The sequence below is a fragment of the Aequitasia blattaphilus genome, from assembly GCF_024721305.1.
GTDB lineage: Bacteria > Bacillota > Clostridia > Lachnospirales > Lachnospiraceae > Aequitasia > Aequitasia blattaphila.
On record NZ_JAMXOD010000002.1, the window covers coordinates 197,637 to 210,400 of the forward strand.

Genomic DNA, 12,764 nt, shown 5'->3' on the forward strand with positions numbered 1-12,764 from the left:
TTCCTTCTTTATTATATTTCTTTTAACTTCCATATGGGATACCCCTCAACATATTTTACAAGTTCTGCTTCAACGTCAATATTATAATGTTCTTTAATAAATTCAACTTTTAATTCAACATTTTCATCAACCAAAAAAACATTCTCATCTATCAAACTCTTCATCGGATTGTAAATATCATTGCTTATCAACAAATCATTTACATCTGGATGATTGATAGTAATCCCCGCAAAATACGAAAAGTTCTTATAATACCCTTTTGGTAAAGAGTGGAATGGCGAATTGTCATAATATAGAGTTTGAATCGTTGTACTAAAATCCAAAAAATAGAAATTATTTTTATTGTCTAACATTTCATTATACAATGAATCCTCAGGTATATTTTTGTTTATCACCCTTCTATACTTTCTACCATCATACTCCCACGATTTGAAAAAGACTCGCTCTACAAAATACCTTCTTTCCTCACTTGGTACATTTATATAGGTGTTGTCAGGAATCAATAAAGGGAGCTTTCTAAAAAGTAAAACACCAATGAATATCCAAACTATTTTCTTACTTATTTTACTTTTATCCTCTTCTATTCTAAATATATAAACCAAACTTAGGAGTATGCCTACAAATATACAGAATTCAACACGATATATCACTCGATTTCTCCAATACAGTAAAAGATAAAGAAATCCGCCTATCAGGTAAACACAAAATAACATCCATCTCTGTCTTGTACAAAAAATAATCATAAAAATTCCTAACACAATACATGACAAAAAAAGTGGATATGCCGCTATTTTTCGTTCTTGCATCAATTCATATATTTGCATCAAACTCAACGTCTTGCTTTTTTGATGTTTAACTATAATATCACCAACTTTTTGCATTTTTTCCAAAGAAAAATAGGTAGGATCAGCAAAATTCCATGTTTTCATACACATATAGTCATCATATGATATACCCAATTCCTTTAGCTCTTCTTCATATTCTTCATATCCAAGATCTTCATAATCTACAACTCTGCTCCTTGCCTGGCTATACTCATAGTAATACTTGTATTCTTCATCTATCTGATAACAATAAATATTCAAATATTCTAGACAAAAAATAATACCGCACAGAATAAGTCCATGAAAAATTGCTCTTTTAAAGACTGCTTTTTTCAACGCACTGTCATCTTCTCTGCTCAAACAAAAACACTCATAGCAAACTAAAAACAATACGAAAACACCTGCAACATAAATGCTTGAAAATCTAATGAGTCCTCCGATAACACATAAAAATGCTCCCACAATTTCTTGTCCTCTTTTTTTATCTATAGAAAAAACAGCATCTATAAACAAAAGAGAGCCTGACATAATTGCAACCATTGATGTTTTTGTAAACTGTGGTAATATATATACATCATCTATCAAAAAGCTGATTATCAGCGTAACTAAAACCCACCGCATTCTATTATCTACCTTTTGAATTATAGCGTACGTAATTGCTATTAGCGATACTAGACCAACCACAAGTAAAAACAAAAAATACCAGCTAAATCCAGGAAATAACTTGTATAAAGGTAATAAGCCATATCCAACTATTATATTAACAAATAAGATATGAGGATTGGGAGAATTACCAAATGCACCTGATAAAATATTTTCCATAATAAAATCGTCAGACACTTCGTATTTAGGTGCGCAAAAAAAGAGAACAATTAGAAACACAAAAATATTAAGGAAAAAACTTCTTGCCAAGTCTGTATTGTACACTCTCTCTACTTGTTTGAGCATATGTTTCATAGTATCCCTCATTTATCAATCATATTTCACACCAAAATGGATTATATCACATAATCCATTCATTTACCAAAAAAAAAATTATAAATCACTTGATTTTTATTCAAAAGTCCCCCTATTTGCATAATTCACCGCAATATAAGTCTTCCCTCGATTGATTTTCAAAGTATTATGATTTTCATCAAAAAGATGAATTCTTGATTTCTCATTATTGGCATCCTTGGACCAGAAGATTTTTTGAATCTTTCCTCCTGAGATATAATATCCCGTAGCGTTTCCTGTTCCACCGCCATCCCAGACAACCTCTTTGTGTCCAACCTCATCCCGGACAGATATCTGGGTCTCTAGGATTAATACATTGGTAAACGCCAACTGCTCATTCGTCACACTGTCCATCTGAGGCGAACCATTCATATCTTTCTTATAAGTCTTGCTGGCTTCATCATAGTTCAAGGTAGCAGACTGAGCTCCAAAATTAATGCTCGCCTTATTACAGCTATTTCCATCTGCTGGGATCAACTCATCCAACTTATTAAAGACAAATGCATTGTCCTTTTTATCCTCTGCCAAGTCCAGTCTTCTTCCAGCGCTGGTTAACACCTGAGGAAGCATGCTGCCTTCAACGTACCCCGTATGCTCCAAGGCGTATCCTGCTGCTTGTTTTGCCTCGTCTCTTCCAAACATACCGCCTGCGCCACTGATTCCATCAAATCTTTCAATTCCAAGAGCATCAAAGTATTCCTGCATGGTATCATCCATACCCCAATGAATCATAAAGGCGTCAAATCCTTCCGAATAGGATGCAAAATAAGCACGTAAGCTTCTTACCGGACAAATCTTTGGCACCTGTGTATAATCTCCGTACAGAGCCATTAATCTTGTATTATCTCCCTCCACCGGAATCTCAAAGATAATATCTGCTTGAGAAATTCCGTATTGAGGCATTGCCGCTTGGGCATTGTTAATCATAACTGCCACAGGACGCTTTCCAATTGCTCCATCTGTAAGCGTGGGAAGTCCTGTAAGAGTATTGGTATTCGCCGCATCTGGCTCCACTACTTCTTCCTCTTCCGGTTCTTCAACCACTTCCTTTTTCGTTTCTTTTTTGGTTTCTTCCTTTGGTTCTTCCTTCTTCTTACATGCACTTATGCCAAAGACCAGCACCAAAGCCATAAGAATCAGTAATACTCTTCTTTTCATATTCATTGACCTCCTCTTTATCTCCCCGATTTCGTCTTATTATAGAAAACCGGAATTCGATTACGTATAATATCTACCACTCTTCCCATAAACAAACAAAGTCCAGCTCTCTTTCTTTTAAAAATAAAAAGCCAGATACGAAGGGCTTTACTCTCCTTCGCCTTTGCATGGGGTACCAAATCTATATACAACTTATTTCTGAAGATGTCCAATATAAACCCTTTGCGGTCTTTCCTTTTCAACCCGCTTCTCGGATCAAAATTTCTCTGTATTGCTGACAGTACGTATCTCCCATAAAGACTTCCAAGAATCCCTTTATTTTTAGGAGTGTCCTCTCCCCAATACCGGAGAAGTCGATAAAAATCCCGAATCCTTCTTTCATGAAGCTTATAGTAATCTGGGACAAACTTATTAGTCAGACTTCCTGTACCTCTCTTCCCGTAGTGATACGGTGCAAAGGCCAAGGTATTCATGGAATGAATATCCTTTACAAAAGCAATATTAAAAACAATGTCCTCAATCAAAGTCACCTTCTCATACTTTAAATCTATTTTATAGAGATGGTCTCTTTTGTAAAATTTATTCCACGCATATCCAAAAAGTGTTTCCTGCTCCAGCTCCATAATATATCTTCGCAGCTCTTCCTTGTTTCGAAAGCAATGCTCTTTCGGCATCCGGGTATTACTGTAAAGATACGTATCCTTTTCGTAATACTCCTCTTTAAGTCCAAAAATAATCAAGTCTGCTTCATTCTTAAGAGTAGACTGATACACTCTTTCAATCAAATCCTTGTCAACAATGTCATCTGGATCCATAAACCAAAGATACTTTCCTCTTGCCACTTCAATCCCTGTGTTTCTTGCCATACTTAAACCCTGGTTTTTTTCGTGGCATATGATTTTGATACGCTCATCAATCTTCCGGTATCTCTTTGCAATTTCAATACTGTTATCAGGAGAAGCATCATCTACTACTATAATTTCAAAATCCCGAAAGCTTTGCTTTAAAAGACTTTGCAGGCTTTGCTCTATGTACTTTTCTACTCCATAGGTGGGTAATATGATACTGACAAAGGGTTTATTCATAATAATTCACTGATTAACCTTTCGATTTTTTCATAAGCCTTTGGCCGGTCAAACTGCTCCTCAGCAATCTGCCTTGCTCTTTTTCCCATTTCCAAACGTCCAGCCTCATCGGCCTGAAGCTTCAAAATGGCCTCCGCAAGAACATTTACGTCCTCTGGCATAATATTAACACCAAAACCATCCTTTTCGACTTTCCCGCGGAATTCAGGACTCATACCGGTATTAATCATTGCTTTTCCGCTGGCCAGATAATCACCAATCTTAGTGACAATGCTTTGAGGCGCCTTCTTCACAAATGAATTGATTACGATATCTGATTTTTTCAAATAGGCTGCCATCATCTCGTAGGAAACATACCCTACGAACTCAACATTTTTAATATCCTGATCCTGTACCAGCTTTTCTAACGCTTCCTTTGTGGGACCGCCACCCATAATTTTAACCTTTATGTTTTCGTGCCCCTCCATCAGAAGCTTTTCGCCGGCTAAAACCAAAGTTTTAATATCATAGCTGGTGCCAATTGTACCGGCATAGGAAATCCAGAACTCCTCTTCCTTCTTCTCCACTTCAGCCTCATGCTTTTTTGCACCTAAGTCAAATTCCGCAATTTCATTTCCTACATAAACTGTTTCACTGGGAATCTTTCCTTTCCGGTCATTGTTTTCGAAAGGCCGGTCTCTGTATTCATCTGAGGTTCCAATTACACCTGACACTAAGGAATACACTTTTTCAGCATCTCTTTGAAGTGGGTGAAACAACAAATCACTCAGCAGAGGAATATCCAAAACCATCTTCATGGCTTCCGGCCACAAATCATTTACATCTGCTACAAAAGGGATATTCTTTTCTTTTGCATAGGTTGCTGCCACTAAAGCCACATCATTCGGTGGAATCTCTGCATACAAGAGATCATAATCTCCTTCCGCCTCCAGTAGAGCCCGCAAATTCTTTGCCGCCACCTTATGACTGTAAATTCTTTTCAAGTCAACATTTTTCTTATAGCCTGGTTCATATATGAATTTCAACCCAAAAGGATACCGGTCCTTTTTAATGTCCTCAATATCTCTTTGAGCCTTTTCCCAATGCTGAAAGCTTGTGGTAATCAAGTCCACCTGATACCCTTTTTTCACTAAAAATTCCGAAAGATACCGAAATCTTGTATATCCTTTTTCTCCATTTAATTTCACACCCATGGTGATAATTCCAAGCTTCTTCATCCTGTTTATTCCTTCCTTTTTAGCACTGCCACAACAGTATCTATCATAACTTTAAGATCTCCTAAAAAGCTAAACTTTTTCAAATAAGTAAGATTATACTCCATTTTCTCTGGCAATATAATGTTTGTATAAATATCCTCCACTTCCATTCCCTGCTTTTCGTACTCCTGAATCACTTCCGTTTCATCCTTATACTTAATGCTGGCTGGAGAGGTGATTCCGGCTGGCAGTAAAAGCGTTGCCATCATTTCCGGCGTATACTTTTCAACGTACTGTAAAACCTCCGGTCGGGTTCCCACAAAGGTCATATCTCCTGTCAGTACATTCAACAACTGGGGAATCTCATCAATGCGTAAGTCCCGTATCTTACTTCCCACCTTCGTAATCCTGTTGTCATTTTTCCCGGTAATCAGCTGTTTGTTCTTCCCTTTGCTGTTTACCATGGTTCGAAATTTGAAAATTCGATATTGCTTCCCATATTGAGTCACACGTATCTGGCGGTAAAATATCGGTCCGGGACTGTCGACCTTAATTAAGATTGCTACAATCAACATAACCGGACTTAATAGAATAAGCAGGAAGCTTCCCACAATCAAATCAAAGGCACGTTTTAATATTAAGCTTATTCTTTTCTTCTTGATTTGTAAATAGTAGGACAAAATTTCCGGTTTCTGCATAAACCCCGGTAACTGGTCATAAGGTCGGATCATTTTTGTATACTCCTTAATGCTTCTTTATAGTTCTTTATAATATAGCTCACTTCCTCATCGGTAAGCTTTGTATGCAGAGGAAGTGTAACTTCATTCTGATACATTTCGAAAGCATTTGGATAATCTTTTATCTGGTATCCCTGGTTTTTATATGCCGTAAGAAGAGGAAGAGGTTTATAGTGAACATTCGTTGCAATTCCCCGCTCTGCCATTTCTTCAATAAAACGATTTCTCTCCTCCAAGGTAAATCCTGGAATTCTGGTCAGATACAAATGTCCTGCCGACTCATTCCCATCACAATAGTGAGGCAGGGTGTGAATCCCCAGCTCTTGAAGGCCTTCGTTATACTGGTTAATAATCTCTTTTCTTCTTCTTAAAATCTCCGGATATCTCTGGTACTGCACCAAACCAATTCCTGCTGCAATATCCGTCATATTGCATTTATAATAAGGTGCAACCACATCATATTCCCAGGAACCAAGCCGTGTCTTTGCCAAAGCATCCTTTGACTGCCCGTGCAAAGATAAAAGCATATATTCCTTATAGATTTCTTCATCCCATTCTTCTGAAACATTCCAGGTCAGACCTCCGCCTTCTCCTGTAGTGAGATTTTTCACCGCATGAAAAGAATAGCAAGTAAAATCTGCCCAGGTACCGTTTGACCGATTCTGACGTTTCGCGCCAACACTATGAGCACTGTCTGCAATCACTGCAATGCGCCCCATACCCTCCTGAAACTTAGACTTTGGAACAAAAATTTCTTTTTTACTTTCGATAACCTTATATAGTTTATCATAATAGGGGTAGATGATGCCACCTAAATCCACAGGAATAATCCCCTTTGTTTTCTCTGTAATTGCTGCCTCCACCTTTTCCGGATCCATCCAATACTCTCCCTTGATGGTATCCACGATTACAGGCCTTGCTCCTACATGGCATATACAGCTTGCTGTAGCAGTATACGTATAAGCCGTTGTAATCACTTCATCTCCCGGACCAATCCCCAGCAAATGAAGAGTCATTTCCATACAAGCCGTTGCAGAATTCAGTGCAACTCCTCTTCTCGTATTTGAAATCTCTGCAATTTTTTCTTCAAATTTCTTTGTCTTAGGACCAGTGGTAATCCAACCACTTCTTAAAACCTCTGCTACTGCTTCAATCTCTTCTTCTGTTATATCTGGGGGTGAAAACGCTATCTTCATTATCTTTTCCTTCTTTCCAACAAACCATGAAGTATATCCATGGTGAATTTTTCTTTTGTGATAACCAAAACAATCAGGTATGTTCCAAAAAAGATGCAAGCGGAAACCACCATTGTTAAGAACGCATTCAAGTCCACAAACCTCATGAAGAACCAGACCAATCCAATACTAAGGGCACTGGCCAAAAGGTTTTGTAAAAAACTTATCTCTGGAAGAATTTCTTTTAAGGTCTCTCTTAAATAAATTCCCTGTACCATCAATACCACACCTTCTGCAACTAAAGTTGCAAGGGCGGCGCCGGCGGCGCCATAAAGACGTATTAATATCATGTTTAATATAAAATTAATCCCCGCCCCCCAGAGAATAGAGTAAAGAACCTTTCTTTCCTCACCTCTTGGCGTCAGTATTTGAATTCCAGTAATATTTGATAATCCAATAAACAATACTGCTGGCATTAAAATCTGCATTGGCAGAACAGATCTGTCATAATGAACACCTGCTAAAATTAATATAGACTCTTTTGCATAAAGTGTAAAGTAAACCGTCACCGACAAACCAATAATCAGTACAAAATTAAAGGCTTTTATAATAATCTTTTGAAAGGCTTTATTTTCTCCATCCTTCATCAAATAAGTCAGCCTTGGAAGGAGTACCGTACCGAGAGAGGTAATAAAGGTCACCAGCAGAGTTTTCACCTTAATTGCAGCCGTGTAATATCCAACCTCCGTATTCCCACTGATAAACCTGGTCATAACAATGTCCAGATTGGTATAAACACTAATTGCTGCCGTCATAGCAAAAAAGACTAAAATCGGCTTGAAATGTCTTTGAAATTCATAAGCCCCCTTCTTCCGAAAGGATATATACCTTCTTAAGTTCAAGAAGTTTACAATGTATGAGGCACTTCCTGCAAAAACTGTAATTCCTCCATATACAATATAATCCTCCGGGCTTTTCACCAGCAAGAACATAAAGATAATGGAAATCACCTTGCAAATAATGGATACCGTCGTAATATATGCATATTGCTCTATTGCATTGTAAAACCAAGCAACCCCAATCACATTTAAAACCATACTAATACTATTGATCAGAAACAGTTCCTTCTCTGCATAAAATTGAGGAACAAGGCGAAGCAGAATTAAAAACACTCCATAAGTAATACACATGGTAACCGTATTAATAATCATCAATTCCTGTACCGTCTTCGACAGCTTATCTCTGTCATCCCTTACCTTTGCACAGGCTCGTATCCCATAGGTTGGTATACCGAGAGAAGCAAACATCATAAAGTACGTAATAACAGATGCCACAAAATCCACTTTTCCACTGGCCTCTGGCTGCAGCACACGAAAAATATAGGGTGCCGTAATAAGAGGGAAAATAATGGAAGATGCTGTCAATATAAAGTTCATGATAAAATTGAATTTAACTGAGCGTATCTTCATTTACTTCTTCCTTTGGTTGATTTCTTCTCTGTGCATAGGACACAATCGGTCGGTAAAATGCAAAGCTTAAGCGGCGAAGCAGGCGAAGCATGCCACTGTACTCTCCTGTCCGCTTATAAATCTCAAAATTCGTTTGTTTCAATTCCTGGTCAAAAACATAAAACAAGTCTTGAATATCCTCATTGCTGGCATCATAGCTCATAAAAATATTAACTTGATCTCTGGCCATTTGTGCAATTCTCGTTTTAATACACTCCTGCTTAACGGGATTATCTTCTTTATAATCTCTGGCAAAAGCAGCCAAATGCAGAACCACATCAATATGATCTTGTATATGCTTTTGGTAGCCTCTCATACTAACACTTTGATGTACTTGAGCAAGGCGGTACATATAGATATTCAAATCCAGATAAGTAATGTCCTTCGCATAAGGAATGGGGAACAGTACGTATTCAACATCGACATAAAAACGATGCTCATCCATGACAATTTTCTCTCTCTGGAGCAATTCCAAACGAATAGTAAGAGCATGCATGGGAAGCAGAATCTTATCAAGAACCTCTTCAATCGGAACCGGCTGGCCGGAAGTAAATTCTTTGTAGTCAATCAGTTTCTTCTCCTTCGTCTGATCATCCACCTCATAATAATTGGTGAAAACAAAGTCTGTGTCCACATCTTCAAGTGCTGGTATAAGCTTTGCAAAATCTTCTGTGTCAACCCAGTCATCTCCATCCAGTACTTTAAAATACTTTCCTTTTCCTTCTTTGATTCCGCTGTTAATAGCAGAGCCGTGTCCGCCGTTTTCCTTGGAAATCACCCGAAATGTATCGGGATATTTCGTCTCATACGTTAAACCAATCTCCCTCGTTCCATCCATTGACCCATCATCTACAATTAGAACCTCCAACTTTTTCATCAAATCCTCTGCTATCACCAAAGAATCTAATGTTTGTTCTAAAAATCTTTCCACGTTATATGACGGAATTGCAACAGTTAGAACCTTCTCTTCATTCAGCATCCTTATATCCTCTCCTTTAATTTTCTAAGCTTCGAAAACAGCACCATAACCCAATAATTTCCACTCTCAATCGACCATAAATGAAAACGATCCTTTCTTGATAAGGTGGCCGTATAAGGGTTCTTCTTAAAATCCGGAAATCTTTGGTACATATACTCTTTGAATTTTCGAATTCCTTTCTTGCGATAATCCGATAAAATCATTTCTCTTGAAGGAAAAAAATAACCATTAAAAAAAGTCATCCAGGAAAGCTCATTATAAAACTCCTGATATTCTCCCTTCTCCTTGTAAAACCTTAAGATTTCATCCACCATTTCCGTTCGGTCCCGAAAGTTTCTTTCTAAGACTTGTCCAGTCATAATTGAACCAGGACGAATCATATAGTTATAAAATGCTTTTTTAAAGTAAGTAATCCTATTTGCCAAAAGCAAAAGCTTAGGCGTCGTTCCCAAATCCTCATAATGCTTACCGAGAGGAAAGGTTACACCACTTTTTAAAAGAAACGCTCTAAGATACATCTTATTCCATGCTGATGGAGAGCTTAACAAAAGTTTCTTTTCCTGTTTCAATGTATAGCAGCCACTTTTTAACCCATCAATGGTATTGATTTCTTTTCGGCCCTCCTCCACACGTACAAAGTCAAAAATCAGCATCTCACTTTCGTCCTGTGTGATTTTTTCCAGACACTCCTTTACCATGTCTGGCTCTACATAATCATCACTATCAATGAAAATTACGTAGTCACCTGCCGCCTCTTTTAAGCCTGTATTTCTTGCATCACTTAAGCCGCCATTTTCCTTATGAATGGTGCGAATGCGGGAATCCACTTTTCCATAAGAATCACACATCTCTCCGCTTTGATCTGTGGATCCATCATTCACTAAAATGATTTCCATATTCTCGTAGGTTTGATTTCTTAAACTTACTACACAGCGTTCCAGATAGGCCTGTACATTATAAACCGGAACAATAATACTCACTAAATACTCCATCCCAATCATTTCCTCTTCTTTCAACCCAATATGGTTTCTTTTAATTTCCGAAGCTTCGAAAAAAGAATCATAATCCAATAATTTTCCGAATCAATAGTCCAAAGATGAAAACCATCCTTTTTGGACAGATTTTTCCTGTAAGGGTTTTTCTTGAAATCCGGAAACCTCTTATACATATACTGTTTGAATTTTCGAATTCCTTTATTTCGATAATCCGACAAAATCGTTTCTTTCGATGGAAGAAAATACCCATTTAAGAAAGTCATCCAGGAAAGCTCATTATAAAAAGTTTGATACTCTCCCTTCTCTTGATAAAACTTTATGATTCTGTCAATCATCTCCGTTCGATCCCTATAATTTCTCTCCAGTACCTGCCCCGTCATAATCGAGCCTGATCGAAGAACATAGTAATAAAAAGCCTTCTTTATATAGCTGATTTTATTTGCTAAGAGAAAAAGCTTTGGTATCGTCCCTAAGTCCTCATAGTGTTTTCCCACCGGAAAGGTCACGCCACTTTTTAATAAAAAATCTCTTCGAAACATCTTGTTACACGCCGACGGCGAACTAAGAAGAATCTTCTTTTCCTCCTTCAACCTATAACAACCACTCTTTAGCTCATGGATGGTATCAATCGATTCCTGATTATCTTCTACACGAATCAAATCAAATATCAATAAATCGCTCTCATCTTGAGTAATTCTCTCTAAACAAGCTTTAACCATATTAAGTCCCACATAATCGTCACTATCGATGTAGATGACATAATCTCCATTGGCAGCTTTTAAGCCTGTATTTCTTGCATCGCTTAAGCCACCATTTTCTTTATGAATGACCTGAATACGAGAATCCCTCTCTTTTAGACTGTCACACAAGGCACCACTGCCATCTGTGGAGCCATCATCCACCAAAATAATCTCAACGTTTCTGTAGGTTTGATTTTCCAGGCTAATAACACACCGCTCCAAATATGCCTGGACATTGTATACCGGAACAATAATACTCACTAAAGCCTTCATCTTAACAATTTCCTCTGCTTTTCCTTTAGCGCTTCCATTCGGTACTGATCCTTTATCGAAAGCCACTGTATCTCTTCTCTATTTTTACTTTTTATCCTCAAGATTTTATCCACCCAAATCTTTTCATCCTGAATGGTTAAAAACTCACAGTCCTTTGTAATCTTCACTTCCCTGGTGATGGTATCACTCATCAAACATGGCAATCCCACACATTGTGCTTCCACACCTACTGTAGGCAGTCCTTCAAACCTTGAGGGAAGAAGAAAGACATCCATTCCATTCATCAAAGCATTTACATCCTTACGAAAACCAAGAAAACGAATATTCTCTGTAAGATTTTCTTCCTTCACCAGACTTTCAAACCACTCTTTCCTTGGACCTTCTCCCACAATTAGAAGAACCACGTCCCTTCTGGTTTTCACCACTTCTTTCATTACCCGAATCAAGAATTCCTGGTTTTTTTGGTACCGTAGATTCCCTACATTTCCTAAAACCAAAGAGTCTTTTATATTCAACTCCTCTCGAAGCCTTTTTCTCTCTTCCTCTGAATAATGAAACTTGCTGAAATCCACAGCATTTAAGATTGTCTCATATTGCGGAGACTCCACAACCTTCTCTGGAAATATCCATAATCCCGCCTTTTTTGAGCAACCATAAAACTCCGTTCCAAAACGGTAAAGAAACTTTCGACACACCCAGTTTACTCCATCCAGAATTCTTCTCTTTACACTGCTCTCGCTGTCATTCCCACTGGAGTGAGAATGAATCAGCCGCCTCTTTACTCCGGCGCTTTTTCCAGCCATAGGGCTAATAAAATCAATGGCAGTTGAAATGTTAAAATAAAGGGTGTCATAATTTTCCTTTTGAATCAACTTTTTCACAAAGCGATATTGGGCAAAAGGCCGCCTTAATGAAGGTATTGCAAATATTCTGCTTTTGTATGGTTTGAGACGTTCCTGTAACTCTTCGTCTATGCGGTCAGATAAAAAATCAATTCTCAGCTCCGGCTCCCAGACATTCTCTAAAAGATTCAATAAATAATTATCAATCCCACCACTTCTGCCATCCATAATAAATCCAACGAGTATACGCTTCAAC

At 37.9% G+C, this 12,764-nt stretch carries 11 protein-coding genes; all 11 read right to left on the reverse strand.

The window, feature by feature from the left end; genetic code table 11:
* Positions 1 to 11: 11 nt before the first annotated feature.
* The 11 genes from NHH15_RS02380 to NHH15_RS02430 all read right to left on the reverse strand — a co-directional run bounded on the left by NHH15_RS02380 (position 12) and on the right by NHH15_RS02430 (position 12,763).
* Positions 12 to 1,781 (reverse strand): hypothetical protein, encoded by a 1,770-nt coding sequence (locus tag NHH15_RS02380; protein WP_262065038.1) that lies wholly within the window; start codon positions 1,779 to 1,781, stop codon positions 12 to 14.
* 96 nt (positions 1,782 to 1,877) lie between these two features.
* The gene (locus tag NHH15_RS02385) at positions 1,878 to 2,978 is read right to left on the reverse strand and encodes a DUF3048 domain-containing protein (RefSeq protein WP_262065039.1); all 1,101 of its coding nucleotides are present in this window, start codon (positions 2,976 to 2,978) and stop codon (positions 1,878 to 1,880) included.
* 17 nt (positions 2,979 to 2,995) lie between these two features.
* A complete protein-coding gene (locus tag NHH15_RS02390; RefSeq protein WP_262065040.1) occupies positions 2,996 to 4,063 on the reverse strand; it encodes a glycosyltransferase family 2 protein in 1,068 nt (355 codons plus the stop codon).
* On the reverse strand, positions 4,060 to 5,280 hold the full coding sequence (locus NHH15_RS02395) for a glycosyltransferase family 4 protein (RefSeq protein WP_262065041.1): 1,221 nt from the start codon (positions 5,278 to 5,280) through the stop codon (positions 4,060 to 4,062). The genes NHH15_RS02390 and NHH15_RS02395 overlap by 4 nt, the downstream gene beginning before the upstream one ends.
* A gap of 5 nt (positions 5,281 to 5,285) precedes the next feature.
* Positions 5,286 to 5,990 (reverse strand): sugar transferase, encoded by a 705-nt coding sequence (locus tag NHH15_RS02400; RefSeq protein WP_262065042.1) that lies wholly within the window; start codon positions 5,988 to 5,990, stop codon positions 5,286 to 5,288.
* On the reverse strand, positions 5,987 to 7,192 hold the full coding sequence (locus NHH15_RS02405; RefSeq protein WP_262065043.1) for a DegT/DnrJ/EryC1/StrS family aminotransferase: 1,206 nt from the start codon (positions 7,190 to 7,192) through the stop codon (positions 5,987 to 5,989). The genes NHH15_RS02400 and NHH15_RS02405 overlap by 4 nt, the downstream gene beginning before the upstream one ends.
* Positions 7,192 to 8,640 (reverse strand): oligosaccharide flippase family protein, encoded by a 1,449-nt coding sequence (locus NHH15_RS02410; RefSeq protein WP_262065044.1) that lies wholly within the window; start codon positions 8,638 to 8,640, stop codon positions 7,192 to 7,194. Before NHH15_RS02410 ends, NHH15_RS02405 begins: the two co-directional genes overlap by 1 nt.
* A complete protein-coding gene (locus NHH15_RS02415; RefSeq protein WP_262065045.1) occupies positions 8,621 to 9,658 on the reverse strand; it encodes a glycosyltransferase family 2 protein in 1,038 nt (345 codons plus the stop codon). Before NHH15_RS02415 ends, NHH15_RS02410 begins: the two co-directional genes overlap by 20 nt.
* A gap of 2 nt (positions 9,659 to 9,660) precedes the next feature.
* Entirely contained in the window at positions 9,661 to 10,650 is a 990-nt protein-coding gene (locus NHH15_RS02420; protein WP_262065046.1) for a glycosyltransferase, read from the reverse strand.
* Between the two features lie 20 nt (positions 10,651 to 10,670).
* On the reverse strand, positions 10,671 to 11,666 hold the full coding sequence (locus tag NHH15_RS02425) for a glycosyltransferase family 2 protein (protein WP_262065047.1): 996 nt from the start codon (positions 11,664 to 11,666) through the stop codon (positions 10,671 to 10,673).
* Positions 11,663 to 12,763, reverse strand: coding sequence for a glycosyltransferase (locus NHH15_RS02430; protein ID WP_262065048.1), 1,101 nt, complete (start codon positions 12,761 to 12,763; stop codon positions 11,663 to 11,665). Before NHH15_RS02430 ends, NHH15_RS02425 begins: the two co-directional genes overlap by 4 nt.
* Position 12,764 lies beyond the last annotated feature (1 nt).

Bases quoted from the DNA above. Each gene is read 5' to 3' on its own strand.
- NHH15_RS02380 (WP_262065038.1), bottom strand. From the start codon at position 1,781: ATGAAACATATGCTCAAACAAGTAGAGAGAGTGTACAATACAGACTTG.
- NHH15_RS02385 (WP_262065039.1), bottom strand. From the start codon at position 2,978: ATGAAAAGAAGAGTATTACTGATTCTTATGGCTTTGGTGCTGGTCTTT.
- NHH15_RS02390 (WP_262065040.1), bottom strand. From the start codon at position 4,063: ATGAATAAACCCTTTGTCAGTATCATATTACCCACCTATGGAGTAGAA.
- NHH15_RS02395 (WP_262065041.1), bottom strand. From the start codon at position 5,280: ATGAAGAAGCTTGGAATTATCACCATGGGTGTGAAATTAAATGGAGAA.
- NHH15_RS02400 (WP_262065042.1), bottom strand. From the start codon at position 5,990: ATGATCCGACCTTATGACCAGTTACCGGGGTTTATGCAGAAACCGGAA.
- NHH15_RS02405 (WP_262065043.1), bottom strand. From the start codon at position 7,192: ATGAAGATAGCGTTTTCACCCCCAGATATAACAGAAGAAGAGATTGAA.
- NHH15_RS02410 (WP_262065044.1), bottom strand. From the start codon at position 8,640: ATGAAGATACGCTCAGTTAAATTCAATTTTATCATGAACTTTATATTG.
- NHH15_RS02415 (WP_262065045.1), bottom strand. From the start codon at position 9,658: ATGCTGAATGAAGAGAAGGTTCTAACTGTTGCAATTCCGTCATATAAC.
- NHH15_RS02420 (WP_262065046.1), bottom strand. From the start codon at position 10,650: ATGGAGTATTTAGTGAGTATTATTGTTCCGGTTTATAATGTACAGGCC.
- NHH15_RS02425 (WP_262065047.1), bottom strand. From the start codon at position 11,666: ATGAAGGCTTTAGTGAGTATTATTGTTCCGGTATACAATGTCCAGGCA.